This is a genomic window from Tenggerimyces flavus, from assembly GCF_016907715.1.
Classification (GTDB): Bacteria; Actinomycetota; Actinomycetes; order Propionibacteriales; family Actinopolymorphaceae; genus Tenggerimyces; species Tenggerimyces flavus.
In genome coordinates, this window is record NZ_JAFBCM010000001.1 from 7,307,008 (window position 1) to 7,333,607 (window position 26,600).

Here is a 26,600-nt window from a genome sequence, read left to right on the forward strand (position 1 = left end):
CCCTACTGCTTGTCCAGCCGTGCGTACTTCCAGTCCGGCTCCGGCCCGTACGGGTGGGAGACGAAGTTCTTCAGGTACGGCTTCTTCAGCCCCACCACCGCCTCGAAGTACTCCGGAACGAGAACAGCCTCCTCGAAGAGAATCTTCTCCGCTTCCAGCATCATGGCCATGCGCTTGGCGTTGTTCGGCTCCTTGCGGGCGCCACCCACGAGCTTGTCGTACCGATCGTTCGACCATCCCGCGCGGTTGAATCCCGACCCGGAGGTGAAGTACTGCATGAACGTCATCGGGTCGTTGTAGTCCGCGCCCCAGCCGGAAGCGAAGGAGATCTGGTAGTCGCGGTTGTTCACCCGATCCAGGGCGTTCTCGAACGTGGTGATGTCGATGTCGGCCCGGATACCCAAGTGCTTCTGGTACTCCGCCTGGATGAACGTCGCGATGTCACGCGCGGTGCTGCTGTCGGAGAACAGCATGACGATCTTCGGCGCCTTCCCCAGTTCGCGGACACCCTGCTCCCAAAGGCCGCGGGCCGCCGCAGGATCGGGCTCGACGAGGTCGCCGTTCGCCTCGCGGAACGTCTGGCCCTCCGGCCCTTCCATGCCTGGTGGCACGAACGCGTACGCCGGCTCCGACCCGTCGTTCAACACCCGGTCCGTCAGGAGCTTCCGATCGAACCCCGTCATCAAGGCCTTGCGGATGTTCAGGTTGGCCATGGCCGGGTTGCCTTGGTTCATCTGCCCGAAGAAGTGGGTGAAGTTGACGGTGCGGAAGAGCTCCGGCGAGTCCTCGAACCTCGGCACCTGCTCACCGGTCAGGCCAGTCAGGTCGATCTCCCCCGACTGGTACAGGGTCAGCGCGGTGTTGGTGTCCTTGACGATCCGCATGTTGATGCGTTCGATGTCGACGTTCGTCTTGTCCCAGTAGCGGTCGTTCTTCTCGAGCGTGCCACCGCTAGCCGGGCTGTACCGCGTCATCTTGTACGGGCCATTGAACAGCAGGTTGGCTGCACCCTTCGCGTAATCCGCGGCCTGCTGCCCGACGAACTCCTCGTTCTGAGGCAGGTACGTCGTGAACGCCGTGAGTCCGAGGAAGAACGGCGTTGGTCCGACAAGCGTCACCTGCAGCGTCCGATCGTCGGGAGTCTCGATCGCGACCTGATCGCGACTCCCCTTGCCCGCGTTGTACTCCGCACCACCCTTGACGAACTCGGCGAGGATGAACGAGTACTGGCTCGCCACCTTCGGGTCCATCGCGCGGAGCCAAGCGAACTTGAAATGCCGCGATGTCACCAAGTCACCGTTCGACCAGGTGATGCCGTCGCGCAACCTGAACGTGTAGACGAGCTCGTCCTCGCTGACCTCGACACCTTCGGCCTGTGCCGGTTGTGGCTCCTCACTCGGATCCAGCCGGTACAGGCCTTCCATGGTGTTGTACAGAACTTCGAACGAGATCTCGTCGGTCGCGGTCGCCGAATCGAGATCGTCGATCTCGGCACCAAGATTGCGGTTCATAGTTTCGGGAGCCTCAGAGTCGGTGCTTCCCTCTTCCTCACTGCCGAAGACACCGCATCCGCTGACTCCGAGGAAGGCCGCTCCGGCTAGTCCACCACCCCCCACGCGGAGAAATCCGCGGCGGCTCAACCCCGCGTTGCGGAGCGCCCGCTGGATGTCGGTCGGCATCCTTCGATCGCTCATGGCTCCTCCTTGGATCGCCGGACCTCGCACTGGATCCCGTTGGGCTGTGGGCTTTCCCGCGCACATCGTGGCTACGCAAGCAGAGGCGAAACGACATGTCATCGTCATGAGTCCGCCGCACGATCGGAACCTTCATGACGATCGGGATCCGTTCCGTGCCCATCTGCACCCCCGCGGGATTCATCCCCGGCATTGCGGGTACGGCGCCGATCACGACCTCATTGATCCCCGAAACAAGGAGATACCGATGTTTGCACGACGCAGTCAGCTGGTCGTCGATCTTCCCGCGAATGGGATGGTGGTGGGTTCCTACAGCACCTATGTCGAAGCACAGCGGGCGGTTGACTTCCTGTCGGATCAGAAGTTTCCGGTCGAACACACCAGCATCATCGGTAACGGACTTCGGCAGGTAGAGGAGATCACCGGCAGGATGACCTGGCCTCGCGCCTTGGGCGCCGGACTCGCCAGCGGAGCATGGTTCGGCTTGTTCGTCGGCCTTTTGCTCGGCCTGTTCGCCCCCGTCGGCGCGAACTGGCTGGCGACGGTGCTCACCGGCCTCATCCTCGGTGCGCTGTTCGGCATGGTGTTCGGTGCGGTCGGATACGCCCAAGTTGGTGGCCGGCGCGATTTCACCTCTCGATCGGCGATCGTCGCCACCAGTTATGACGTCTGGTGCGACCTGAGCCATGCCGAGGAGGCGACCAACCAACTCGCCCAACTGGCACTTCGTGGCGACGTCATTCCACGCGCCAGGGCGGTCGCCAGGACCACCACCGGCCCGCACAACACTTCCCACGATGTCCGCCATGAGGATCCACCCGGACTTCCGGTGTGAGGCATGGCGACTGCCAAGAAGCCATCTGGGGACGCAGAACCTTCATCTCGTCGTCATCAGACCGTCAAGCACCCGGCGAGGTTCGGTGAGTTTCTGCACGCTGGCATAGGGAATTGGCTCAGTCGGTTCGAACGTCAACTCTGCACCAAGTCGCTTGGATGGAGGTCGTAGCCGTGGTTGTGCGATCCGTTAATAGTTCAGTCGTTGTTGTGTTGGGCGCGAGCGCTGGAATTGGGAGGGCCGTGGTTAGGGAGTTCGCGTCCCGCGGCGCGGCCCTGGGCATTGTGGCCCGCGGCCGGGCGGGATTGGAGGGGGCGCGTCGTGACGCGCTGCAGCTTGGCGCCAGCAAGGTGGTCGCCGTCGAAGCCGACATCGCCGACCACGAGCAGGTGGCGGCCGCGGCGAGCCAGTTCGAGAACGAGCTCGGCCCGTTCGACGTGTGGGTCAACAACGCGATGGTGTCTGTGTTCGCTCGAGTCTGGGACATCCCGCCGGAGGAGTTCCGGCGCGTGACGGAGACGAACTATCTGGGCTACGTGTACGGAACTCTGGAGGCGTTGCGGCGTATGCGGCCTCGCCAGCACGGCACGATCGTGCAGGTGGGTTCGGCGCTGGCGTACCGGGGTATCCCGCTGCAGTCGGCGTACTGCGCGTCGAAGCACGCGATCCAGGGGTTCATGGACTCGCTGCGCTCGGAGCTGCTGGCCGAGGGCAGTGATGTCCGGGTCACGATGGTGCAGATGCCGGCGGTGAACACTCCACAGTTCGGTTGGGTCCGGACGCGGCTGCCGCGCCATCCGCAGCCGGTGCCGCCGATCTTCCAGCCCGAGGTCGCCGCTCGCGCGGTGGTGTGGGCCGCCGATCACGGGCCTCGCGAGCTGAACGTGGGGTGGCCCACGGTCAAGGCGCGGATCGGTAACCGGTTCGCCCCTGGTCTGCTGGATCACTACCTTGCCCGCTACGGGATCGATGGTCAGCAGACCAGTGAACCGATCGATCGTGAGGCCTGGACGGACAACCTCGACGCGCCCGCCGACGACACCGACGATCGTGGCGCACATGGCGTCTTCGACGATCGCGCCCGGTCCCGCAGTACGCAGCTCTGGTTGGCGACCCACAAAAGTCAGCTCGTGTACGGGGTGCTCGCCGCCGGTCTCACCGCGGCTGCCGCCGGGCTGGCCCTACGTAACGGCAACGCCAACGGCACCTAGCAGGCGAGGCGAGACGTGAGGCATAACGTGAGGTGCGAGACGCGAGGCGAGAGCTGATGACCTCTGCCATCCCGCCCTACGGCGCCGTTCCTCCCGGTTGGGCGGCCAACCCATCATCATGGCGTCAACGTCTGCCGATCGTCGCGTTGGCGATGGTCGGGTTCGCGATCGCGAGTTACCTGACGGCCTACCAGTACGGACTGGTCGGCGACGTGTGGGAACCGTTCTTCGGGGACGGAAGCCGCACCGTCCTGGACTCCTCGCTGTCGCGGGTGCTGCCGGTATCCGACGCCGCTCTCGGCGCCGCCGCCTACCTTCTCGACGCCGTCAGCGGCGTCTTCGGGGGCCGTGCCCGGTGGCGGACGATGCCTTGGATCGTCATCGTCTTCGGGATCGCGGTCGGTCCGCTCGGTGCGGTCAGCATCCTGCTAGTGATCGCCCAGCCTGTCCTCTACGGCGCCTACTGCACGTTGTGCCTTGCCTCGGCCGCGGTCTCCCTGGCTATGATCGCGCCCGCAGTCGACGAGGTACTGGCCAGCCTGCAGTATCTGCGCGGCGTCCACGCTCGCGGCGAGTCAACCTGGCGGGCGTTCTGGGGAACGCGGTCCGCCAGGCCGAGCCACACGATGAGCCAGACCTGACAACCGACTGCTGACAACCGACGGGAGTGGACCCCTGAGATGTGGCGCAACGTCGTTGTAAGCGTGGTGGTACCAGCCATCGGTGTTGAGCTGATGGCGGCACCGTCTCTGCTTGGCTTCGCCTTCGACCGTGCCACGGACTTCGGCGGTGCCGCGGACAGCTTCCGTACGGTGGGACCGATCATCGTGGCGGCCGGATTCCTCTCCGCGTTCAGAATCACCCGTGCTCTGCGGTGGTTCAATCTCGTTCCGGGACTCTGGCTCCTGGCAGCGCCGTGGCTGCTGCCCCACCCAGGGGACGCGGTGGTCAACGGCCTTGTCGCGGGCGTCGCGGTCGTCCTGCTTACGGCGTCGGGCCGTCGCGCGGATCTGAGCCGCTACGGCGGCGGCTGGAAAGCCATCCCGCGGCGTTCGCAGGAAGGAGCCGTTGAATGACGACGCAGTCAGGAGCGGCGCGTATCTCGCCAGTATGGGAGAGGAATCCGGTCATCGATGCGGCCGGCGCCAGGGATAGCCGCGCAGACAAGTCGACGCGGGTTGACGCAGAGGTGGTGGCAGGTGAGGCGACGGACGATCAGGACCTCTGACCAGGTCCAATCCAGTGGCATGACGGCCGCGAGCGTCATGCTCGGCGTCATGCTCGGAGTGCTCGGGTGGACGGCGGGATGCACCGATGAGCCCGGCGGGCCTGTGGAGAAGCCGACCCCCTCGCCATCGATGCACGGAACCAGCGCGGACCCGGACGGCGACACCAGCGGAGGAGGGTTGTTCGGTCGGCTGCCGGAGCTGGTGGCCCGGGTGGAGCCGTCGGTAGTGACGGTGTTCGCCGGGGAAGGGTTGGGCAGTGGCGTGGTCTACAACGACGCCGGCGTGGTGGTCACCAACGCCCACGTCGTACGCGACGCGAGAAAGGTGGAACTGGGCCTGGCCGACGGCACTCGGACCCCTGGAACCGTCTTAGCCACCGACGAACCGACCGACCTGGCAGTGATCCAGGCCGATCGCCGGGACTTGCCCGCGGCATCCTTCGCCGCCACGCTGCCTCCTCGCGGTGAACTCGTGGTGGCGATCGGCAGCCCGCTCGGCTTCGAGAACAGCGTCACCGCCGGCATCGTCTCCGGCCTTGGCCGCAACATTCCCGGCGCCGCACAAGGCGCGCCCGCGCTTGTCGACCTGATCCAAACCGACGCCGCCATCTCCCCCGGCAACTCCGGCGGTGCCCTCCTCAATACCGAGGGCAAGATCGTGGGGATCAACGACGCCTACATTCCCCCAGCCGCCGGCGCCGTCTCGCTGGGTTTCGCCATCCCCGCCCCCACTGTCACCGACACCGTCGACGAACTCCTCGCCGACGGCACCGCACAGCACGCCTACCTAGGCGTCGCCGCCGGCCCACTGACACCGCAGGTTGTCGAAGCGCTCGCCCTGGACGTCGACGCCGGCGCCATCGTCATGGACGTCGCGAAGAACAGCCCCGCCGCCACCGCAGGAATGCGCACCGGCGACGTCATCACCGCTGTCGCCGACACCAAAGTCGACTCCGTCGGTGGCCTCCTCGGCGCACTTCGTGACTTCGACCCCGGAGACACCGCGACCATGCACGTCCACCGCGGCGGCGACACCCGCCAACTGAAGGTCACCTTCGGGGAGCTCCCCACATGACTGGTCCCACCCGCCGCACATATCTGCGGAACCTGACGAACAGGCAGCGCCGCCATACCGTCAGCCACGAACGAGACCACGAACAACGCCCGGAGCGCGATGACTCAAGAGCGTCGGATCATGGTCCATCACAGGTTGACGAAACCACGGATATCAGGCCAGGAGCGCCCGCCGCAGTGACGGTAGATCCCCGACGGAGCACGTCTCGTCCCGCAGCTCTCGTCGGCCTGTTCTTCTTGGTCGCAGTGATGGCTGCCACGCTGCCGTTCCTTGGCAAATGTGGGCCGTCGGTTCCGACGTCGGCGGTGGAGTACGGCACCGGACAAGGCATCGCGCGCAACACCGGCGAACTGGCACTGCGGAACATCGTCGCTGTCTCCGGCCGCGACGGACACGGCACCCTGCTCACCACCATCCTCAACGAAGGCACCTCCGACGACGCCCTCACCGGCGTCACTATGGTCGGCGGACAGGTCGAGCTCACACCGAAACCCCTGCCGCTGGCCTCCCGGGAGGCGGCCAACCTCGGAGTCGCCACCACCCTGGGTCGAACACCAGCCACAGCCACACTCCGCGGCGAGCCAGTGCGGGCCGGCTTCGTCGTCGACGTCACCTTCACCTTCACTCGCGCCGCTCCCATCACCGTTCCGGTCCTCGTCGTCGAACACGAACGCGCCTACGCCGACGTCCCCATCCCAGGATCTTCACCGACATGACAATGCGGGATAGGTGAGTTGTGGGCGTTCCTGTAACCCGCGCGGGAACGCCCTGAGCGGGCAACAGTTCGTGCAGGCAGAACGGCTGTTCCAGGGTGAGTTCATAGGACGGATCTCACGTTGAGGCCAAAGAGGGCGGGCACGCATCGCCGCGGCGTTCCTAGTCGGAGCGGTAGTCTCGCTCCTGGTCCAGTTCGCTTCCCCGCTCGCACTGTCACGCAATCACGAGCATCGCGTCCATCGCGACGGGTCTGGATCTCCGGTTGCGTCATCATCGTGGACCAGGCGGATCGCTACAGGACTCCTCATTCAATGGTGATCTCCTGTACTTGGACACCTAGCTATGCCGTGGCCTGGACCCCCCGGATCCTTCGCCGAGGAACCGGCTTGGATCTCCGGCGGCACGCGCTCCAGACTCGAGCCATCGGCGGAACTTTGCTGGATGGCGACGTTCCAACTCGTCGAGGTAGCGCTGTCGGAGCTCGACGACGCGGAGCCGGTCCGCGCGAACGGATCGCTCGAGCACACGGAAGCTGCGCCGCCACTCCAGGCAGAGTTGTGCATCGTCAAGACCACCTGGTTCGGGACCGGGCGGCAGCAACCGAGCTCGGTCGGTAGATGCAGGTCGGCGACCAGGCGCCGGTAGATCAGTCGTGTGAGAGGGCACCTGTTCCTGTCGCTCATCGGATCGATCCGGCCGTTCCAGTTGATTCGAGGCAACACGCGTCGGCGGCACGCGGCGACGGTAGCAGCGGACGTAGAGCGTGATCGCGAACGGCGCCGAGGCGAAGACGATCAACGCCGCGAGCAGCGCGGTACCACCAACAAGCGCAACGTATCCAGCGAGACCCACCGCGACCGCGCCCGCCGCAAGCGACTTGGTCGCCACGTTCCGCACGAACTCACGCCGCGCACGTAAAGGGATCTCCGCAGCCTCGACACCAGCCGTCACCACGACGCCGCCCACTGTGACGACCACGAAGACCCCCAGCGACCCGCCGAACGACCACGTCACCAATGCCAGGAAGGCTCCGAACGCTACAAAGCTCGAGACGACCTTCCGCCACACCACCCGATACGCGTTCACATCACACCACCCCAAAGCCCGAGGCTAAGCGTGCCGCTGGCGCAGGTGAGGTACGCATCAGACCAGTTCCGTACGACCAACCCACGAAACGCGAGGCCCGTCGACCAGAACGGTCGGCCCGTCCTGGCGTCGAGGCGCTCAGGCGCCACTCGTATGAGTGCCACAATCGTCGTGGCCCTTTCCTTCCTGGCCCTTTCCTTCGTGGCTTGGCGTTTCGCTACCCACGAAGCTGGGAGTTACACAACGGACCGAACCAGCCGGGAACTCGTCATCAAACCTTCACCGTCACGGTCTGAGAGACGCCGTCAATCCGACGGATAGCCGGCGATGGGGACGATCCCACGACCCGCTCATCGGCGCCGAGATGTGATGACGATGTCTGAATTCCTCATGCCGCGGTCACGTCGTACGGTCACGCGTGCATGAGGCTGAGCCCAGTGCGGGCTGATCCTCAGCTGAGGCTAGCGCGATGGCGGAGGCAAGTTTCTCATGTGGGCAGGGGTTTCGAGGCACTCAGACATGGAAGTCTACCGGCGTGGCACATGAGCGACTGAATGGGCGGTACGACCTTGAGGCGATAGTCGGCCATGGCGGGATGGCCGATGTGTGGCGGGCGCACGACCGGCGGCTCGGTCGCGTCGTCGCTGTAAAGGTGCTGCGCGCGGACCTCGCCTCGGATCCGACCTTTCCCGAGCGGCTTCGTAGAGAGGCTCGCTCGGTCGCACGACTGAAGCACCCCCACATCGTCGACGTCTACGATGCCGGCGTCGACACGATCGACGGAGCCGAGCTGCCCTATCTGGTGATGGAGTACGTGACCGGCGACGCTCTCAGCGAGCTGCTTCGCGACGGTCAGCGTCTCACGTCAGACCGCGCGATGGACATCGCCGCGACGATCCTCGACGCGTTGGATTACAGCCACCGGGCCGGCATCGTGCATCGCGATGTGAAGCCGGGCAACGTGATGGTCACCCACGAGGGCCTGGTGAAGGTCATGGACTTCGGCATCGCTCTGGCGATGTCGGACTCGGACACCGCGGCGAATCTGACCAAGACCGATCAGATCCTCGGCACTGCGCGTTATCTCTCGCCGGAACAGGCTCTCGGCATTCCTGTCGATTGCCGGAGCGATGTGTACTCGACCGGGTGCCTGCTGTATGAGCTCCTCACCGCTCGGCCACCTTTTGTCGGCTCCGCCCTCGGGGTGGCGTACCAACACGTTCAGGAGGAGGCGCTGTCGCCGCGGGCGATCGATCCGACGGTACCGGAGCTGTACGCGGCGATCGTCCTTCGTGCATTGTCCAAAGATCCCGACGAGCGGTACCAGACCGCGGCGCAGATGCGGGCCGACATCGAGTCCGCGCTCAACAATCCGCCGGCCACGAAGTCACCACAGGCCATGGAGCTACTAGAGGCCGTTGATACGGCCGGGACCGTCGCGACGGTCGAGCGCGGGCGCCGTGCGCCAGCCCGGACCTACGCCGTCACAGCAGCTGTCGCCGCGGCCGCCGCCGCACTCGCCCTTGCCGGAGGAGCCTTCCTGCTCGTCAACTGGCCGGAATTGGGCTCGCCTCAGGGAACGGGAACGTTGCCGGGGGAATCGATGCCAGATCAGACCGGCAGCCCGAAACCTCCCCTTCAGCCCGACAAGACTGGCGCCGACACAACGCCGGCGGCCGAGGCTGGCGCCAAGGTGGGGGCCAGGGGTGGCGCCAATGACGTCGACGTACAACAGCCGTCGACGCCTGAACCGTCCCCACCCAGCGACGAACCAAGCCCGGAGCCCAGCCGCCCGAGTCCCGAGACATCCCCACCGGCTCCCACACCGGCTCCGACTTTGGCACCTACACCGAGAGAACCCAAGCCAGTCCCGACGAACCCGCCCCCCACACCGAACGATCCCGATCCCGGGACACCGTCGCCGAGCCCCGAGCCCTCAGAACCGGAGCCAGAGCCGGATCCGGAGCCCAGCGAGTCGAGCGAATCGACGCCGTCGTCGGCGCCAACCGAGAAACCTCTCGAGCCTTCGCCGAGTGTTCGCCGATGATGGATCCAGTGACTGGTTCGGAGCATGTCGAGGCCGAGCGGCGCAGACGAGCGCTGGGAGTGGAGCGAGTGCGGGAGGAGTACGCGAGCCAGCTGCTCAGGGCCTGCAAGCCGTGGAGGTCGCCCGGTATGCCTGGTCGTATGGACAGATGCGGTTCTGGCCGAAGTCGAACTTGGTTTGGATGTTGCTGATCTCGCGATACGTACCGCTGCGCCTACTGGTAGGGAACCTTCGCCAGATCATCGTCTTGTCGACCTGAGGTACGTCGCAGCGGTGGACGCGGGTCGGTCACTGGTCGTGGTGACCAAGCTGCTCGAGCAGGCAGCCCACGCGACCCGCAACCAGCCAAGTTAGCCAACTTAGCTCCCGACGGACGGGTCAACAGATTTGGCGTTGTGCGGCCTAGGCGACATCTGGTCGATCGGGAAACAGGCGCTCAATGCCTTCGCGATCACCTTTGAAGGCCGCATCACCCCGAGCGCCAACCAACCGATGCCAAGGCTCGCATCCGCCGTTAATCGGACTGTCCCACGCACGGGCAACCCCGTAATGCGTCGATGCTTGGCCGGCGCCGGTTGCTCCCACCCACTTCTCGATTTCGGATGAGCCTCAGGATTTCAGAACAAGCGACGCCACTGGCTGAAACCTACATGGTTCTCTGGTCCGCTATGGCTCATCGACATATGGCTGTGACGGCACCCGGACCCTAACGTTCTCCGCATGAACGGTGGTCCAGGCCACACCGAGCTCGACGGGCGCATCGCACTTGTCACCGGCGGTGGTGGCGGCATCGGTGCGGCCTGCGTGCAGGCGTTGGCCGCCGCCGGGGCGAAGGTGCACGTGGTCGACCGGGATGCCGCGGCGGCCGAGCGGGTGGCGGACGACGTCGGCGGGTGGGCGCACGTCGTGGACCTGGCCGACGGCGACGCGATCGACAAGCTGCCGGCTGAGGTCGACGTCCTGGTCAACAACGCCGGCCTCCAGCACGTCGCGCCACTGCACGAGTTCCCGCCGGCGACGTTCACGCTGATCCAGCGGGTGATGGTGACCGCTCCGTTCCTGCTGATTCGCCGGTGCCTGCCGCACATGTACTCCCGGGGGTGGGGCCGCATCGTGAACGTGTCCAGTGCGCACGGGCGGCGGGCGAGTGCGTTCAAGTCCGCGTACGTGGCCGCCAAGCACGGCCTCGAAGGGCTGTCCAAGGTCGCGGCGCTCGAGGGGGCCGCGTACGGGGTGACCAGCAACTGCGTCAGCCCGGGGTACGTGCGCACGCCGCTCGTCGAGAGCCAGATCGCGGCGCAGGCGGTCGCCCACGACCTGCCGGTCGACCAGGTGGTCGAGCGGATCCTGCTCGACCGTCCAGCCATCAAGCGGTTGGTCGAGCCGGCGGAGGTCGCCGAACTCGTCCGCTGGCTCTGCGGTCCGCACGCGGGAGCGCTCACGGGGGCGTCGGTGGCGCTGGACGGCGGATGGACCGCGAACTGAATCCGATGTCCGAGCCCAAGGAAGTGCGGTGATCTTGTGAGTTCCCCATCCCCGTCGAAGCGGTCGCTGGCGCGGATCGTGGCCGCCAGCATGATCGGCACGACCATCGAGTGGTACGACTTCTTCCTCTACGGTGCCGCGGCGGCGCTGGTGTTCAACACCCTGTTCTTCCCGAACGCCGACCCGCTCACCGGCACCCTGCTGGCGTTCACCACCTATGCCATCGGGTTCGCCGCCCGGCCCATCGGCGGGCTGGTGTTCGGGCACTTCGGCGACAAGGTCGGCCGCAAGAAGCTACTCGTGATCAGCCTGGTGCTGATGGGGATATTGTGGTTCCCCCCGAATCGTGGAGGGTTCTCTATGCGGCTTCCCGGTTGGGGGCCGTGGTGTTCTCGTAGTTGATCGGGCTCATCATGTCGGCCGAGCTGTGTCGGCGGTGGTGGTTGTAGAACCCGTAGCACCAGTCCAGCACAGCGGTCTGGGCTTGGCGGGTGGTCTCGAAGTCGTGTCGTGACAGAACTTCCCACTCCAGGGAGGAGAAGAACGCCTCGGCGGCGGCGTTGTCGAAGCACGACCCGACCCGGCCCATGGACTGGCGGATGCCGAGTTGCCGGCACAGTCTGGTGAACGCGTGTGCGGTGTAGGTCGAGCCGCGGTCGGTGTGGAAGACGACCCGGTCGGCCTCCTCCTCCCGCCAGATTGCGTCCTTCCCGCCGCGCGTCGTTACGGCCATCGTGATCGCCGCCCGGGCCAGCTCGGCGTCGAGGCGGAGCCCGGTGGCGGTGCCGAGCAGGCGACGGGAGTACAGGTCGATCACGGTCGCCAGGTACAGCTTCGGACCACGGCCATCGGGGCCGGTGGGGATCTCGGTCATGTCCTATGCCGACCTTCGGTTTATGCCGACGTCGCGGGCGACGGTGCGTGCCGGTGGGGCTTCGGGGCTGGGGAGGTCGGCATAGTCAGAGGGCCGTGAGCCAGGCGAGGATGTCGGGCTCAGGCTGGTAGGTGCCGGGTCTCACGTCGGGTGGCCTGGTTCGGTCGATGGCGGCCTGTTTGATGGCCATGTCGGCGTGGAGGTAGGCGTCGGTGCTGTGGGTGTCGGCGTGTCCGAGCCAGAGCGCGATGACGGAGACGTCGACTCCGGCGGCGAGGAGGTTCATCGCCGCGGTGTGCCGCAGTGTGTGCATCGTGACGTGCTTGCCGGCGAGGCTCGGGCAGGTCGTCGTTGCGGTGATGAGGTGTTTGGCGAGCCGGTGCTCGAGCGCGTCGCGGGACAAGGGTTGCCCGTGGGGACCGCAGAACAGCGCAGTGCCGGGGCGGTTGATCCGTTCTGCGAGGTAAGTGGTCATGATGGCCACGGCTGCTCGGGTCAGCGGGGTGACGCGTTGGCGTCGCCCTTTGCCGGTGCAGGCAACGTGGGGGCCTGCGCCGAGGTGGACGTCGTCGACGGTCAGGGAGCAGATCTCGCTGATCCGTAGACCGGTCTGCACTGTCAGGGCCAGCAGGGCGTGGTCGCGTCGCCCGGTCCAATTCGTGGCGTCGGGTGCGGCGAGGAGTGTGTCGACCTCGTCGGTGGTGAGGAACTCGATGACAGCCCTGGTTGTGCGTTTGGGTGGGATCGCGAGGACTTGGGTGATCGTGGCGGCGTGCTCGGGATGGTCGGGCAGTGCCCGGGCGAGCACGGAGCGGATCGCAGTCAGTCGGGCGTTGCGTGTCCTGGCGCTGTTGCCACGCTCGTGTTCGAGGTGGTCGAGGAACCCGGCGACGTTCGTTGCGGTGATGGCGTCGAAGTCGAGTGCGTCCGCAGGAACCCCGAGCGTCGCAGTCAGGTGCTTCAGCAGCAGCCGCCACGTGTCGCGGTAGGACGTGATCGTGTTGGCGGACAGGTCGCGCTGGGTGTGCGCGAAGGTCGTGAAGTATGCCTGCAGACTGGCGGCCAGAGCGTTCATGACGGTTCTCCTCCGTCACCCTGCTCGTCGGGTTCGAGCATCCCGGCGGCAAGGGCCATGAGCTCGCCGGTCGCGGTCAGGTACCAGTAGGTGTGGGCGGCATCGGAGTGCCCGAGCCAGGTGGTGAGCAGCGACAGGACCCGGTCGGGATCCCCACCGTGGGCGTAGGCCGCGGTCATGTGCGCGGTGGCAAAGGTGTGTCTCAGGTCGTGCAGGCGGGGGCGTGCCCTGGCGCGCGGGGTGAGCCCGGCAGCCTCCCTGACTCGTTTGAACATGGACTGGAAGGACACGTAGGCGTAGCCGGTCCCCTGGGAGGTCACGAAGACCGGCCCGTGGGGATCGGGCTGGGTGGCTGTGCGGGCAGGGAGAGCGATGTACTGCTGCAGCGCGGTCGATGTCGACGGGTGGACCGGAACGAGCCGCTCGTGAGACTTGGCAGCCTTGATCACTAACACGTCGTTGTCGGGGTCGATGTCATCGACTCCCAGGTTCAGCGCTTCGCTGATCCGCAGGCCAGTGGCGGTGAGTAGACCGATAACGGTGCGGAGGGTCGCGGCGATCCGCTCGTCGGTGAACTCGATGTCGCAGGCGACGAGCAACGCATCGATATCGTTCTGGGTGTAGATGAAGGGAACCGCCCTGGGCTTCCTGGCCGGCAGTAGCCCGCTGGGGATGACCGGGACGTCGACACCGTTAGCGTTCAGGTAGCCGGCAAAGCGGCGGACCAACGACAGGCGGGTCGCCCACCACGAGGGGTGCGCGTCGGGATTGAGCCGGGCCCACGTCACGGCGTCGTCGATGGTGAAGGTCTGCCTCTGGCCGCGTGCTTCGAGCCAAGTGCAGAACAGGCCGACCTGCCGTTCGAGATCGCCCAGCTGGAACCCCAGCGCCCGGCGCATCACCAAGTACTCGTCGAGTCGCTCACGCAACGTCGGCGTCGTCGGGGTTGTCGGCGTCGTCATCAGGGCACCTGCCCGAACGGGACGACCAGCTCGCGCAGCGACACCAGGTCGACCTTTGCGTAGGTCATCGTGGTGACGGTGTAGACGTGGCCCAGAAGCTCCTTGGCTTCGGTCAAGGAGCCACCCGCAGCCAAGACGTCCATCGCGGCGGTGTGCCTCAGCCGGTGCGCGCGGATCTGATCGATCCCGGCCAGGTCTGACAGTCGCGCGATGATCCCCGAGAGCCCCGCGACCGTCATCATCTGGCGCGGTGCCCTCAGCCGCACAAACACCGCCCTGTCCAGCGCGGGTGGTCGTAGTCGCAGCCACGCTTCCAGCGCCTGGCCCACGTCGACCGGGAGCGGCAGCGTGTGCTCGCGGCCCTTGCCGGTGACCTTCAGGAGTCCGCTGGCCCAGTCGATGTCGTCGAGCCTGAGACGGGCGGCTTCACCAGCGCGCAGGCCCAGCCGCACCAAGGTCACGACGACGGCCCGGTCCCGTGTCCCGATGGCCGTGGCCGGATCGCACACGGCAAGCAAGCCTGCGACCTGCTCGGCGTCCACCCCTCGCGGCACTGAACGTCGCGTCCCAGCAGGCTTGAGGATGCCGCCGGTCAGGTCGCGGTTGAGGCGGCCGGTGGACAACGCCCACCGCAGTAGACAGCGGACCGATCCGACGATGTGAGCACGAGCTACGACACCATAGGGTCGGCCGCGTTCGGCGATGTAGGAGTTGACGATGGCCGCGTCGAGCCGGTCCCATTCCACCGACCCGTCAGTGGCGGTCATCTCGTCCAGGAGGCTGGCCGCGTAATGACAGTAGGCCACGATGGTCTTGTCGGTCAGACCACGCTGTTCACGCATCCAGGAACGCCAGTCCTCCGCCGCGGCCTGGACCGGCGTGAGTTGATCCGGCCTCTTCCTGGCTGCGCCCAGATAGCCAGCGGACGCCAAGAACCGGCTCATCGTGCCCGTCCAGCGCTGCACGCTGGCGCAGGGAAGTTCTCGGGAGAGTTCAGCTGCGACGAACTCGGCGAGCACGTCCTCGTCGAGGTCATCGACACCGGCGCCGACTTCCTCCATCCACATGCTCAGCCGCTCCAGCAGGTTGCCGATCCCGGCTGCTGAACCCAGCGAGTACCCCTGTGCGGCCGACCATGCCGAGCACTCGCCCAGCACCGTTGGCGCCAAGGGACCCACCGCAACCCGTGGGATCCGAACTGGATACGACCGGGCAGTTGACGATCTCTTCGTCACGGACATCACCTCCAGACACTCCGTGTCTGAAGGGTCAACCGGGCTACGCGACTATGCCGACCTGCCGAACCTCAACACCGCCGCTGACCTGCGTCATCGCCAGCGACGTCGGCATATTCCGAAGGTCGGCATAGGACATCTCATGCCGACATCGGCATGAGATGTCGCCCACCCAGCGGGCGTTCGGACGCGACGCGGTGAAGTCCCGCTTGAGCAGGTCGGGGAACACCGGGGCGGTCTTGTCCTGCCGGGTCAACCCGTTCGCGCGCCGGATCCGGCGCGCGACCAGCCCTTGGCGGCGCATCGAGTCCGCCACCGTCTTCTCGCTGACCTTCCAGCCGTCGTCGACCAGGTCGGCGTGCAACCGGGGCGAGCCGTGCAGGCCACGAGCCTTCTTGAACGCGACCGCGACCGCACGGTCGATGGTGTCGCGGCGCCGGTCCCGCGGTGTGTGCAACCCGGCCGCCGCACCGGGTGCTTCGGCTCGGCCCAGCCACTTGTAGAACCAGGCAAGGCTGACACCGAGCAGGACGCAGGTGATGGTGTGCGGCACCCGATAGCTGGTCCTCTGGTCGGCGATGAAGCGTGCCACGCTCACTTCGTCGCCTCCTTGACCCACAGGACCACGGATCGCTTGAGGACATCACGCTCCATCCGGAGCTCCGCATTCTCCGCGCGTAGCCGGTTGAGCTCCTCACGGTCGTCCTTCGACAACCCCCTGGTGCCCTCGACCGCTGCCCGAGCCCGGTTCACCCAGTAGCCCAGGGTGCCCTCGTTCACGCCCAGGTCACGGGCCACCTGAGCGATCGGCTTCCCGGTCTCCTCGACGATCCGGACCGCACCCTCACGAAACTCCCGGTCGTACTTCTTCCGCTTCTCAGACATCGCTACCCCTTATAGCTGATGCCTCTACGGTCCGGGGGGAACCTCATATCGACGTTCGGCATCGGCCTGCTGCCGCCCTACGCGATGATCGGCGTCGCGGCACCGCTGCTGCTGACGTTCCTGCGGCTGGTGCAGGGCTTCGCCCTCGGCGGCGAGTGGGGCGGCGCGGTGCTGATCGTTTCCGAGCACGGCGGCACGAAGCGTCGCGGGTTTTGGGCATCGTTCCCGCAGGCCGGCGCACCCGGCGGAAACCTGCTGGCGACCGCGGTGCTCGCCGTCCTCGCCGCCGTGCAATCCGACGAGGCCTTCCTGTCCTGGGGCTGGCGGATCCCTTTCCTGCTGTCCGCGGTGCTCGTCGTGGTCGGCCTGTGGATCCGGCTCGCGGTGGCCGAGTCGCCGGTGTTCCTGGCGGCCGCGCGCAAGGCCGAGGAGCGCGGTGCGGCTGAGAAGGCGCCGATCGTGCAGGTGTTCAAGCACAGCTGGCGTTCGGTGCTGATCGCCATGGGAGCCCGGATGGCCGAGAACGTGTCGTACTACGTGATCACCGCGTTCATCCTCGTGTATCTCACCCAGATACTGGACCTGGACCGCTCCGCCGGGCTGACCGCCGTGCTGATCGCTTCGGGCGTCCACCTCGTCACGATCCCGCTGTGGGGCCTGCTCTCCGACGTGGTCGGCCGGCGGGCGGTGTACCTGTTCGGCGCTGCTGGGATGGGGGTGTGGGGCTTCGTGTTCTTCGCGCTGCTGGACACGCGGTCATTCGGCGTCATCGTGCTGGCGACGACCGTCGGCCTGGTTCTGCACGGTGCAATGTACGGCCCGCAGGCGGCGTTCTTCTCGGAGCTGTTCGGCACCCGGGTGCGCTACTCGGGCGCGTCGATCGGCTACCAGCTTGCGTCGATCGGGGCCGGCGCGGTGGCGCCGCTGATCGCGGTCGCGCTGCTCGACTCGTGGGACAGCACGCTGCCGGTGTCGCTTTACCTTGCGGCGATGTGCCTGATCACGGTGGTCGCCGTGGTCGTCGCGAGGGAGACCCGCGGGTCGTCGCTTGAGGAGGACCCTGACGTGGTCGCCGCGGTTCCCGCCCCGGGGCAACAGTGAAAGCATGACCTGCGTGGACCTCGGCACCTCCGGTGTGCTGCGCCAGCTGCTCGACCTACTCGCCGACGGTGCGAGCGGCGAGCAACTGGCGCAGGTGGCGGTGGCGGCGCGGGCTGCCGGGCACACGTCGGCGGAGGTCGAGGCAGCCGTCGAGGTCGCGTTGCGGATCCGGCACACCCTCACCGAGCACCGCCGCCGCGAGGCCGAGCTCACGGCACTGTTCGACACCGCGCGGGACCTGTCCAAGCTGCGCGACCTCGACGAGGTGCTGCGCTCGATCGTGCGACGCGCGCGGATGCTGCTGCGCGCCGATCTGTCCTACCTGAGCATGAATGACGAGGAGGCAGGCAGCACATACATGCGGGTCACCGACGGCTCGGTGTCCTCGCTGCTGACACGGTTGCGCATCGGGCACGGCGATGGGCTCGGCGGCCTGGTCGCGCAGACCGCGCACCCCTACGCCAGCGCCGACTACCTGCACGACGAGCGGTTCGCCCACACCCGGCCGATCGACGAAGCGGTGAGGGCGGAGCGCATGGTCGGCATCCTGGGCGTGCCGATGTCGCTGGGCAGCAAGGTGATCGGTGTGCTGTTCGCGGCCGACCGAGCCCGGCGCGACTTCACCGTCGAGGAGGTGGCGCTGCTGTCGTCGCTCGCCGACCACGCGGCGGTCGCCATCGACAACGCGCAGCTGCTCGCCGAGACCCGCCGGGCGAACGAGGAGATGCACCGCGGCGAGGACACCCACGATCGGCTGATGCAGCTGGTGCTGCGCGGTGGCGACCTTGTAGCGGTGGCCGGCGAGATGGCCGCGGTGCTCGGCGGCGGTCTGGTCTTGTTCGACGAGTCCGGCACCGAGCTGGCACGCGTCGGCACCGAGCCGCTCCCACCACCCGAGGCCGCGATCGCGAGATCACGGTCGTCGGGCCGGGCGGTCCCGGCCGGCACCGACTGGGTGTGCGCGGTGCTCGCCGGCCCGGAGCCGCTCGGGTGCCTCGTACTCACAGGCCACCGCGCGCTCGGCGTCGCTGACCGGCGACTGTTCGAGCGGGCTGCGGTGGTGACAGCGCTTCTGCTCCTGCTGCGGCGATCGGTGGCCCGCGCCGAGGACGAAGTGCGCGGCGAGCTGCTGACCGACCTGCTGACCGCGCCAAGCCGCAACCCAACCGCGCTGCTCGCTCGAGGTCGCCGGTTGGGCATCGACCTGGCCGCGCCGTACACCGTGCTGATCGCCCACGTGGATGGCGCGTCACGTCGCCGACTCGCGATGGCGTGCCGTCGGTGCGCGGCACTGGTAGGCCTGCACGCCGAGCAGGTGGTGATGCTAGTGGCCGCCGGCGCTCCGAGCTCCCTGGCGACCAAGCTGTCGGCCGAGCTATCGGCAACGGTGGACGCCCCGGTGACGGTCGGCGCATCCGGTCCAGCCGCCGGCCCGACGGCACTGGCGGCGGCCGCCGCCGAGGCCACCCGATGCGTCCGGTCGCTGCTGGCACTGGGCCGGGCCGGACACGGCGCGGCGCTGGCCGATCTCGGCTTCGTCGGTCAGCTGATCGGCGACCGCACCGATCTGGCGAGCTACGTCCGCGCGATCCTCGGGCCGGTGCTCGACTACGACGAGCGTCGCGGCACCGACCTGATCGACACGCTGCGCGCCTACTTCGACTCCGGCACGAACCTGACCCGGGCGAAGGACTCGCTGCACGTCCACGTCAACACCGTGGTGCAACGGCTGGACCGGATCGCGTCCCTGCTCGGCGAGGACTGGCACTCCCCGGACCGCGCGCTGGAGATCCAGCTCGCGCTGCGCCTTCGGCAACTGCACGCCTGAACTCGTTCACAGATGCCGGCGACACGGCGCGCCCGTCAGCGCAGCCAGCGCTCCAGCTCGGCGACAGCGGCCTGGAGTGCGGCGCGAGGGGAAAGGCGTTCCGGGTAGACGACCACCAGGCCGTCGACGTGGTTGCCACCCAGCAGCGCGTCCATGCACCTGTGAGGGCGCCATCCGTGCGCCCGTCGCTGTTGAAGTCTCGCTGATTGTGATATTTACGCCGAGCCAACTGCCCAGAAGCGAACTCGGCGGCGGCGGAGTTGGGTTCGGCTGAACGCGCCCGCGCTTCCCTCGGCCGATGCGACAGGCAGCGTCCGAAGCCCGTTCCACTCATCAAAGCGATGTCGGTGTCAGCGTTGAAGTCCCCGCTGAGCGACGAGGGCGCTGCTCGTTCAGACTCGGCCGGAACCGCGAACTCGCGGCCCGCCGCCTCGTTTCCACACCAAGCGACGTGGCTATCACCAGGAGGGCCACAAACGCAAGCGCATGCACCCCCAGCGGCGTCTCCGACTCAGCGCGTCGGATCGCAAACAAGCCCGTGCCACTCTCCCCTCTGCGGTTGAACAGTCGGCCCGCTGGCGTACAGCCTGTCGACCCGCCTCGTAACGAGTCGACTCAGGGACCTCTGACGTTGGGAACCCTCAGACCCCGCGGTCGCGCTCTACGTCAAGTCATCGCCGCCCCGTGGGTCAAGCTTGGTGCATCCGGCTCGAGCTAACCGAGCCAACTGAGCAAGGTCGCCGGCGTACGCCGGACGAGCGGGCGATCGAATGGCTGCGGATCTGGAACCGACCTCGGTCGAGCACAATAACGCGGCGGCTTTGACCGTGGCTTCCAGCTCCGCTAGTCGGTGAGCGTCGGCTCCACCTGTTGGTGGGGAGTCTGTTGTCGGTGAGTTTGAGCTCGACCTGAGGGCTTGTGTATGGGAGGATGACGTGCCTTCTGGTGCGGGAGCACGTCTGTGCCGCGATGGCCGGCTACCGGGGTCAAATACACCCTGGCCACCAAGCTGGTGAACTAACTCGTCGAGGCCGCCGACGAGAAGATCCTGACCAAGACGATCGCCCGCTACGGCCGCGTCGACCTGCTCTGCATCGACGAACTCGGCTACATGGAACTCGGGGTGTTGGTAAGGAACGTGTCACCACCAGCGGCAAACGAGCAAAGGGGGCGGAGGATTGGGCGAAGATCGTGCGGATCGTCGGGCCTTTCCTGCGTCACCGAGGTGCCCAGGTCGACGGAATGAACTCTTCCCCGCGCCAGACATAGATCGCGAGGAGGGGTTGGTCGCCGGCCCGCATCGCGTGCTCGACGAACGTGCCATGGTGCCTTACGCTGCCCGCCGGCCCGGGTTGCCAGCCGGATGTCTTGGTCCACCATTCCGCGGCGGTCAACGACACGTAGTCCTCGAGGGCGGGATGGTGGTGCGGCGGCTACTCGGTCTTCGGCCCCAGCATGAGAAGTCCGACCGCTACCCGATCGTCGTACGCGAGCGACGGCGCCCCGCCGGGCCGATCGACGATAGCGGCGAAACCGTAGTTGTCGAGGAACGTTGGCGACGGCGGAGACCTCCGATAATTGGGGTTCTGCATCCAGACGAGCCGGTCGGCGAGCCTGGCCAAAGGGCCGGCCAACGCTGGCACGTCGCGTCCGGCCGCGGTGCGAGCGTCGTCCCAGAAGGTGCAGACCGGCAACGAGTGATGCGCGTTCGGCGCTTCCGCGGACGTGAGATGCTTCTCCCGCACAGAAAGCAGCATCGCGGACTTGAGCAGCTCATCCGCCGCGGGTCCGGAGCGGTCGGCGGATCGCAGATGCACGCTCAGGGCACGCAGGAAGTCGGTCGCTGGCTCGACGGTCATGGGCGAACTCCTCACCCGGCAACGCCGGTCGGTCCGCCCACCATGCAGTCTACAGGTCACCTCTCAGTCCAACCGGCGGAGCGTGGGTGGGGCACCTATTGGCGAGGTGTTGGCGCACGCAACGCTGCAGCAGCGGCCGGTACGGGCTATTCTTCGACTTCCTGGTCGAGGAGGGCGTGCGCCAGTCCAACCCGATCGGCCGCGGCTGTCACACGCCGGGCCGGGCATTTCGGAGGTGGTCAGGCCGGCCGCTGATTGCAGATGGTCATGTTGCCGTGGATCCCAGGCGAGGCGGAGCGGCGCCTCGACCGCTCGCGACTTGGTCCAGGGAACAAACTCCGCATCTCGCGAGCGCCGCACCCACTCGGCCGATGGGCTTAGGCTGGGATGACGGTAGGGCGGAGGTGGTCATGGAGAGTCGCCGTGCACGCCTGGTGGCCTTGTTGGCCACGGATCGCGCTCGGCACCGCGCAATGCAGCGGGCCTGGAACGGCACCGGAGATCTTGTGGCTGGGCCTGCTTCCGCTGTGGGACTGGTGTGCGCGGTCAGTGTGGACGAGTTGTCGGTCACCGGGGCGGGTGCGACGGTGCTCAGTCACCTTCCGGAAGGTGATGGGCAACCGACCCGTGGGTTGGTGTATGCGACAAATGAGGTCAGCGCAGGGTTGGAGGATCTGCAGCTCACTGTGGGGGAGGGCCCTTGTTTGGACGCGTTCGCGTCTGGAGGGCCGGTGCTGGTGGCGGATCTGAGTGCGGAGAGTACGCGGTGGCCGGGGTTCACCGCGGCGGCGCGGGCGTTGGGTGCGGCGGCGGTGTTCTCGTTCCCGTTGCAGGTCGGGGTGGTCAGGTTGGGGTCGCTGGACCTGTACCGTGAAGTCCCTGGGCCGCTGACACGGCTGGAGTTGACCGACGCGTTGATTCTTGCCGACCTCGCGACCCAGGGGGTGGTGGAGGAGTTGGACGGGCACGCCTCGTCCGATCTGAGCTGGCTGGCCGATCCCCACGTCGAGATCCATCAGGCGGTGGGGATGGTGAAGGTTCAGCTCAAGGTGTCGACCAACGTGGCGTTGATGCGGCTGCGCGGGCACGCCTTCATCCACGACCGTCCCCTGGCCGAAGTGGCCAAGGAGGTGGTCGCCCGGGCACTGCGCTTCACCCGCGACCCTGACGTTCTGGACCCTGAGGCCGACGGTGACGTCGACGGTAGGGCGGGGCCATGACGCCCCACACGACGAGGTAAGGGTGCCGTACAGGAGGTCGTCTTGATGAGCACTACCCGTGATCAGCGGCTGGCGGACACCTTTGTCCTGCTGGCCGACACTCTCGTGGCTCGGTTCGACGTGCTCGACTTCTTCAGCCTGCTCGCCGAGCGGACAGTGGAGCTGCTGGATGTCGACGCCGCCGGGGTGATCTTGTCCGACCAGCGCGGCGGTTGGCGCCCTGCCGCCGGGTCCTCGGAGGACGCGGCGCTGGTCGAGGTGTTCGCCGCCCAAACCCAGCAGGGACCCTGCCTGGATGCAGCCCGCACCGGCGCCGTCGTGGCGAGCGCCGATCTGGTCGCCGACTCCGACCGCTGGCCACAGTTCGTCCCGGCAGCTGTCGACGCCGGATTCCGCGCGGCGTGTGCGGTGCCGATGAGGCTGCGGGACGAGGTCATCGGGTCGCTGACTCTGCTCAACACCCGCCCGGTCGCCGTCGACGGGCCGGACATCGCGCTCGGTCAGGCGTTAGCCGACATCGCCACCATCGGCATCCTGCAACAACGCGCTGTTCGTCGCGACGAGATCCTCTACGAACTGCTCGAGGCGACCCTCCACCACCGCACCGTGGTCGAGCAAGCCAAGGGGGTACTCGCCGAAGTCGGTATCCTGGACATGCACCAGGCGTACACTGCGCTCCGCCGCTACGCCCAAGCCCACAGTCAACTGCTGTCCGACATCGCCCGCGACGTCGCCACCGGCGACCTCGATGCGAACGAGATCCTCGCTGCCCAACCTGTACCCCGGGCTGCGTCGTCGATTTCCGACTGACCAAGGATCTCGCACCACCACGTGCCTGCCAGGGCAAGGCGTGGGTAGCGGCGTCAGGGTGTCTAGTTGCCTGGCGAGTCCGGCAGGCCGCTGCCTGATCATGCCCTCGGATTGTTCGACGTAGAGGGCGGCATGGTCGCGGCGTGAGATCCGTCGAGCGACGGTGATCGGCGTGCGGGTTTCGGTCCGTGCACGCGGTCCCGCTACGGCGGGGAACCCAGGTCGTGGGAGTGCTGACGCTGCTGGGCAGCGACCCAGGCGCGCTCGCCGACGACGATCTAGGACTTGGTCAGGCGCTGGCCGACATCGCGACCATCGCGATCCTGCAACACCGCGCAAGCGAGCACCGCGACGAACTCACCGCCCAACTGCAGATCGCCCTCGACACCCGCGTGGTCATCGAACAAGCCAAAGGCGTCCTCGCCCAACGCGGAGGACTGTCCATGGACGCCGCGTTCACCCGCCTCCGGGCCCACGCCCGCTCCCACAACCAACGCCTCACCGACCTCGCCCGAGCCATCACCGACAGCACCGCCGCCACGGCCGACCTCGACGCCATCCTCACCCCACCAAACTAGCCCTGGCCTAGGCGCGGCCTGATTTCGCTCCTTCCTCACCGAGCCCATTACCGTGGACTATGTAGTCGCGGGCAGGGAAACGGGTCTATTCGCTCGCTCTCAGGATGCGAGCAGCATCTGGTAGTTGGCGGCGGTGAGTGGTTCCGCGGTGAGGGATCCGTCCACGAGGGGTGCTTCGATCGTTTCGCCCTGCTGAGTCAGTTGGACCTCTCCGACACCGCTGACTGCGGTCGCGGTGAGCACGATTTGGGCGACTGCGAGTGTCAGGTTCTGGGCCGGGGGGTTGGGAAGGGTTCCGGTGAGGTCGATGGTTGCTCTACCGTCCCGGAGTGAGACCACAGTCAGCTCGAGGTCGGACGGTATGGCTGTGCTGAGGCCATGTGCCTGCTCATTGTCGGTGGGACCAGCCAGGAGGTGATGGATCGCTCGGCGGAGCTTTCCGGGTGCGGTCCCATCCCGATCCGGGCGTCGAACCGCTACGAGCCGGTTCGCCTCGAGGAAGTACGACGTGGTGGCAGGACCGACGGGTATCGCGGGTGAGACCGTCGGTGTGGAGGGCGAACGATCCAGGAGTCCGTTAGGTATCGCCGTCGGCTGAACGACATGGGGCTCGTCGTCCACCGAAACACCGCACGCCGCCAGACCACCAAGGCAGAGGCCGACCAGCAGCGTGGTCGAGATGGATCGCCGGGTGGTCATGCGTCGCTTCGCGGCAGGGCGAAGGTGAACCTGGCCCCGGTGCCGGACGGCTTGGTGGTGCACCAGATGGTGCCGCCGTGGGCGGTCACCGTTTCGGCCGCCAGCGCGAGGCCAAGTCCCGTCCCGGAGGAGGACTGCCGGGCGACGCCGGTCGCGAAGCGCTCGAAGACCCGTCCGCGGTCGGCTTCGGGCACACCTGGCCCATCGTCCTCGACTGTGACGAGGACGCGCTCCGCGGTCGCGACGACGGTGACACCGGTGGCACCGCCTCCATGGCGGTCGGCGTTGTCGAGGAGATTCGTGAGGACTCGTTCTAATCGGACGCGGTCGCCTCGGACGGTCGCCCGTTCCTTCGGCTGCGTCAGCAGCCCGACGGGTCGGGCGGTCACGTCGAGGGTGTGTTCGACGAGCTCCGACACTGGGATCGTTTCGATGGCGGAGGGGTCGAGACCGGCGTCGGCTCGTGCAAGCTCCAGGAGGTTCTGCAGCAGCCGCTCGAAGCGTCCGAGCTCCTCTGTGACCAGGGTCAGGGCTCGACGCGATCGTGAGGGAAGTTCGTCGCGGCGGGTGTTCATCACCTCGACTGCGGCGACGAGCGTGGTGAGTGGCGAACGGAGCTCGTGGCTGACGTCTGCGGCGAGGCGGGCGTCGCGTTGGAGTCGTTGCTGCAGGGTGTCGACCATGCTGTTGAAGGAGCCGACGATCGTCGCGAGCCCGGGGTCGCGGGTCGCGGGAAGCCTGGTTCCAAGTTGTCCGGCGGCGATCAGCGCGGCGGTGGCCGCGACGCGATCGAGTGGCTGGATCACCGACCTGCTGGCCCAGACGCCAAGGGCGCCACCCCCGAGAGCCGCGACGAGCGCTCCGACGACGAGGACGGTTCCCAGGACCCGCAACGTCTCGTCGAGTTCTTGCAGGGAGCTGATCTCGTACAACTCCGCGTTCACGGCCGGAAGCGGGAGCCCGATGATCAGGTCGGGATCCTCACCCTGCTGTACGCGCTGGGTGATGACGTCGCCGTTGCGCACATGGTCGCGGATCGGGGCCGGGACGGCGTCACGACCACCCTCAAGCGACGTCGCATACCAGTCTCCTCGCCAGCGCAGGACGATCGTTGTCGTCGTCGGAGGAGCGAGCTTGGCAAGAGCGTCGGAGGCGTTCACTCCGGCCGTCTGGAGCTGGTCGCGGACGAGGGTCGCGTCGGTGAACGTCTGTCGAAGGGCGATTCGATGGCGTTGCTCGGTGAGGTAACCCTGGGCGAGCAGGTACGTCAACGCGGCGAATGCCGTCGTGATGACGGCGGCACCGACGCCGAAGGCGAGGATGACCCGACCGCGCAGGCCCAGAATCGGTGGTCTCATCGCCGGTCGAGCCGATATCCGAGCCCTCGTACCGTGAGGATGAGGCACGGATGTGCGGGATCCGGCTCGATCTTTGCTCGGAGGCGTCGCACGTGAACGTCAACGATCCGCTCGTCGCCGAAGTAGTCACGATCCCACACTGTCTCCAGCAGACTGCGACGGCTGACGACCCTTCCGGGCACGCTCGCGAGCTCGCTCAGCAGGCGAAACTCCGTCAACGTGAGGTGGATGTCGTCCTCACCGCGACGCACCGTTCCGGCACGATGCGAGAGGACAAGGGCAGAAGGACCAACCGAGTCGATGACCATCTCAGCGTCGGAAGACTCGTCGGCGATCGCCGGCCTGGTGCGGCGGAGCAAAGCACGCAAACGGGCCGAAATCTCCTTGATCTGAAAGGGTTTCGTCACGTAGTCGTCCGCACCTGCCTCGAGGCCGGCGACGATGTCGTGCGAGTCCGTGCGGGCGCTGACCACGATGATCGGCAGGTTGCGGTGGCGTCGAACCTCACGGATGCAGGCGAAACCGTCCATCCCACTGAGCATCAGGTCGACGATCATGACGTCCGGAGGTGTGTCCTCGACCTCCTTGAGAGCCGACTCCGCCGACGCGGATTCGACGATCACGTAACCCTCGTCCTCCAGCCCGAGACGCAGGGTGGCCCGGATCCGGTCGTCGTCCTCGACGATGAGCAGCCGATTCGTCACTCCCCCATGCTGTCAAGGGCGGAAGCCGGAGCAG

The 26,600-nt window shown here is 67.0% G+C and carries 23 protein-coding genes and 3 pseudogenes; 15 read left to right on the forward strand and 11 right to left on the reverse strand.

The features are described 5' to 3' along the window. Nucleotides 1-2: 2 nt before the first annotated feature. Nucleotides 3-1,694: a peptide ABC transporter substrate-binding protein gene (locus tag JOD67_RS33935; protein WP_205121769.1), complete on the reverse strand. Its 1,692-nt coding sequence runs from the start codon at nucleotides 1,692-1,694 to the stop codon at nucleotides 3-5. 46 nt (nucleotides 1,695-1,740) lie between these two features. Between JOD67_RS33935 and JOD67_RS40700 the strand changes: the two genes are divergently transcribed. The 9 genes from JOD67_RS40700 (at nucleotide 1,741) to JOD67_RS33980 (ending at nucleotide 11,780) form a co-directional block, all read left to right on the forward strand. Beyond that, complete coding sequence (locus JOD67_RS40700; RefSeq protein ID WP_239554172.1) at nucleotides 1,741-2,529, forward strand: YflT domain-containing protein; 789 nt, start codon at nucleotides 1,741-1,743, stop codon at nucleotides 2,527-2,529. Nucleotides 2,530-2,687: 158 nt separating this feature from the next. Continuing rightward, entirely contained in the window at nucleotides 2,688-3,740 is a 1,053-nt protein-coding gene (locus JOD67_RS33945) for an SDR family oxidoreductase (RefSeq protein ID WP_205121770.1), read from the forward strand. Nucleotides 3,741-3,796: 56 nt separating this feature from the next. After that, the gene (locus JOD67_RS33950; protein WP_205121771.1) at nucleotides 3,797-4,381 is read left to right on the forward strand and encodes a vitamin K epoxide reductase family protein; all 585 of its coding nucleotides are present in this window, start codon (nucleotides 3,797-3,799) and stop codon (nucleotides 4,379-4,381) included. Between the two features lie 39 nt (nucleotides 4,382-4,420). Then, the gene (locus tag JOD67_RS33955) at nucleotides 4,421-4,816 is read left to right on the forward strand and encodes an SPW repeat domain-containing protein (protein WP_205121772.1); all 396 of its coding nucleotides are present in this window, start codon (nucleotides 4,421-4,423) and stop codon (nucleotides 4,814-4,816) included. A gap of 171 nt (nucleotides 4,817-4,987) precedes the next feature. Continuing rightward, nucleotides 4,988-6,043, forward strand: a complete 1,056-nt coding sequence (locus JOD67_RS33960; protein WP_205121773.1) for a S1C family serine protease — start codon at nucleotides 4,988-4,990, stop codon at nucleotides 6,041-6,043. A 248-nt stretch (nucleotides 6,044-6,291) separates the two neighbouring features. Further along, entirely contained in the window at nucleotides 6,292-6,759 is a 468-nt protein-coding gene (locus JOD67_RS33965) for a hypothetical protein (protein ID WP_205121774.1), read from the forward strand. A gap of 1,556 nt (nucleotides 6,760-8,315) precedes the next feature. After that, nucleotides 8,316-9,893 carry a protein kinase domain-containing protein gene (locus JOD67_RS33970; protein WP_275577206.1) on the forward strand — a complete coding sequence of 526 codons (1,578 nt, stop codon included), beginning with the start codon at nucleotides 8,316-8,318 and terminating at the stop codon, nucleotides 9,891-9,893. Nucleotides 9,894-10,613: 720 nt separating this feature from the next. After that, on the forward strand, nucleotides 10,614-11,378 hold the full coding sequence (locus JOD67_RS33975; protein WP_205121776.1) for a 3-hydroxybutyrate dehydrogenase: 765 nt from the start codon (nucleotides 10,614-10,616) through the stop codon (nucleotides 11,376-11,378). A gap of 90 nt (nucleotides 11,379-11,468) precedes the next feature. Beyond that, entirely contained in the window at nucleotides 11,469-11,780 is a 312-nt protein-coding gene (locus JOD67_RS33980) for an MFS transporter (protein WP_205121777.1), read from the forward strand. Here the strand turns inward: JOD67_RS33980 and JOD67_RS33985 are convergent. The 6 genes from JOD67_RS33985 to JOD67_RS34010 form a co-directional block, all read right to left on the reverse strand. Beyond that, nucleotides 11,737-12,252, reverse strand: coding sequence for a DDE-type integrase/transposase/recombinase (locus JOD67_RS33985; RefSeq protein WP_239554174.1), 516 nt, complete (start codon nucleotides 12,250-12,252; stop codon nucleotides 11,737-11,739). The genes JOD67_RS33980 and JOD67_RS33985 overlap by 44 nt on opposite strands. An 85-nt stretch (nucleotides 12,253-12,337) precedes the next feature. After that, entirely contained in the window at nucleotides 12,338-13,327 is a 990-nt protein-coding gene (locus JOD67_RS33990; RefSeq protein WP_205121605.1) for a tyrosine-type recombinase/integrase, read from the reverse strand. After that, complete coding sequence (locus tag JOD67_RS33995; protein ID WP_205121606.1) at nucleotides 13,324-14,289, reverse strand: tyrosine-type recombinase/integrase; 966 nt, start codon at nucleotides 14,287-14,289, stop codon at nucleotides 13,324-13,326. Before JOD67_RS33995 ends, JOD67_RS33990 begins: the two co-directional genes overlap by 4 nt. Continuing rightward, nucleotides 14,289-15,467, reverse strand: a complete 1,179-nt coding sequence (locus tag JOD67_RS34000; RefSeq protein ID WP_307782644.1) for a tyrosine-type recombinase/integrase — start codon at nucleotides 15,465-15,467, stop codon at nucleotides 14,289-14,291. The genes JOD67_RS33995 and JOD67_RS34000 overlap by 1 nt, the downstream gene beginning before the upstream one ends. 100 nt (nucleotides 15,468-15,567) lie before the next feature. After that, entirely contained in the window at nucleotides 15,568-16,122 is a 555-nt protein-coding gene (locus tag JOD67_RS34005; RefSeq protein WP_307782650.1) for an IS3 family transposase, read from the reverse strand. Continuing rightward, nucleotides 16,119-16,409: a transposase gene (locus JOD67_RS34010; protein ID WP_205121778.1), complete on the reverse strand. Its 291-nt coding sequence runs from the start codon at nucleotides 16,407-16,409 to the stop codon at nucleotides 16,119-16,121. The genes JOD67_RS34005 and JOD67_RS34010 overlap by 4 nt, the downstream gene beginning before the upstream one ends. A gap of 18 nt (nucleotides 16,410-16,427) precedes the next feature. On the opposite strand from JOD67_RS34010, the gene JOD67_RS34015 reads away from it, so the two are divergent. The 3 genes and pseudogenes from JOD67_RS34015 to JOD67_RS34025 all read left to right on the forward strand — a co-directional run. Then, the gene (locus JOD67_RS34015) at nucleotides 16,428-17,510 is read left to right on the forward strand and encodes an MFS transporter (protein ID WP_205121779.1); all 1,083 of its coding nucleotides are present in this window, start codon (nucleotides 16,428-16,430) and stop codon (nucleotides 17,508-17,510) included. A gap of 4 nt (nucleotides 17,511-17,514) precedes the next feature. After that, nucleotides 17,515-19,338, forward strand: a complete 1,824-nt coding sequence (locus tag JOD67_RS34020; protein WP_205121780.1) for a helix-turn-helix domain-containing protein — start codon at nucleotides 17,515-17,517, stop codon at nucleotides 19,336-19,338. Nucleotides 19,339-20,301: 963 nt separating this feature from the next. Then, nucleotides 20,302-20,458, forward strand: a pseudogene (locus JOD67_RS34025) (ATP-binding protein); the annotation flags it as partial. 97 nt (nucleotides 20,459-20,555) lie between these two features. On the opposite strand, the pseudogene JOD67_RS40705 reads toward JOD67_RS34025, so the two are convergent. Continuing rightward, nucleotides 20,556-21,197: pseudogene (locus tag JOD67_RS40705) on the reverse strand (dimethylsulfonioproprionate lyase family protein). 410 nt (nucleotides 21,198-21,607) lie between these two features. Between JOD67_RS40705 and JOD67_RS34040 the strand changes: the two are divergent. From JOD67_RS34040 to JOD67_RS42550, 3 genes and pseudogenes are all read left to right on the forward strand, one after another. Beyond that, nucleotides 21,608-22,417, forward strand: coding sequence for a GAF and ANTAR domain-containing protein (locus JOD67_RS34040; RefSeq protein WP_205121783.1), 810 nt, complete (start codon nucleotides 21,608-21,610; stop codon nucleotides 22,415-22,417). Between the two features lie 45 nt (nucleotides 22,418-22,462). Then, a complete protein-coding gene (locus tag JOD67_RS34045; protein WP_205121784.1) occupies nucleotides 22,463-23,227 on the forward strand; it encodes a GAF and ANTAR domain-containing protein in 765 nt (254 codons plus the stop codon). A 185-nt stretch (nucleotides 23,228-23,412) separates the two neighbouring features. Continuing rightward, nucleotides 23,413-23,805: pseudogene (locus JOD67_RS42550) on the forward strand (ANTAR domain-containing protein); the annotation flags it as partial. A 99-nt stretch (nucleotides 23,806-23,904) separates the two neighbouring features. Here the strand turns inward: JOD67_RS42550 and JOD67_RS34055 are convergent. Genes JOD67_RS34055 through JOD67_RS34065 form a run of 3 tightly spaced genes read right to left on the reverse strand, consistent with a single transcriptional unit; the run spans nucleotide 23,905 to nucleotide 26,566 of the window. Further along, on the reverse strand, nucleotides 23,905-24,504 hold the full coding sequence (locus tag JOD67_RS34055; RefSeq protein WP_205121786.1) for a GerMN domain-containing protein: 600 nt from the start codon (nucleotides 24,502-24,504) through the stop codon (nucleotides 23,905-23,907). Next, entirely contained in the window at nucleotides 24,501-25,862 is a 1,362-nt protein-coding gene (locus JOD67_RS34060) for a HAMP domain-containing sensor histidine kinase (RefSeq protein ID WP_205121787.1), read from the reverse strand. Before JOD67_RS34060 ends, JOD67_RS34055 begins: the two co-directional genes overlap by 4 nt. Then, nucleotides 25,859-26,566, reverse strand: coding sequence for a response regulator (locus JOD67_RS34065; RefSeq protein WP_205121788.1), 708 nt, complete (start codon nucleotides 26,564-26,566; stop codon nucleotides 25,859-25,861). Before JOD67_RS34065 ends, JOD67_RS34060 begins: the two co-directional genes overlap by 4 nt. Nucleotides 26,567-26,600: the final 34 nt, after the last annotated feature.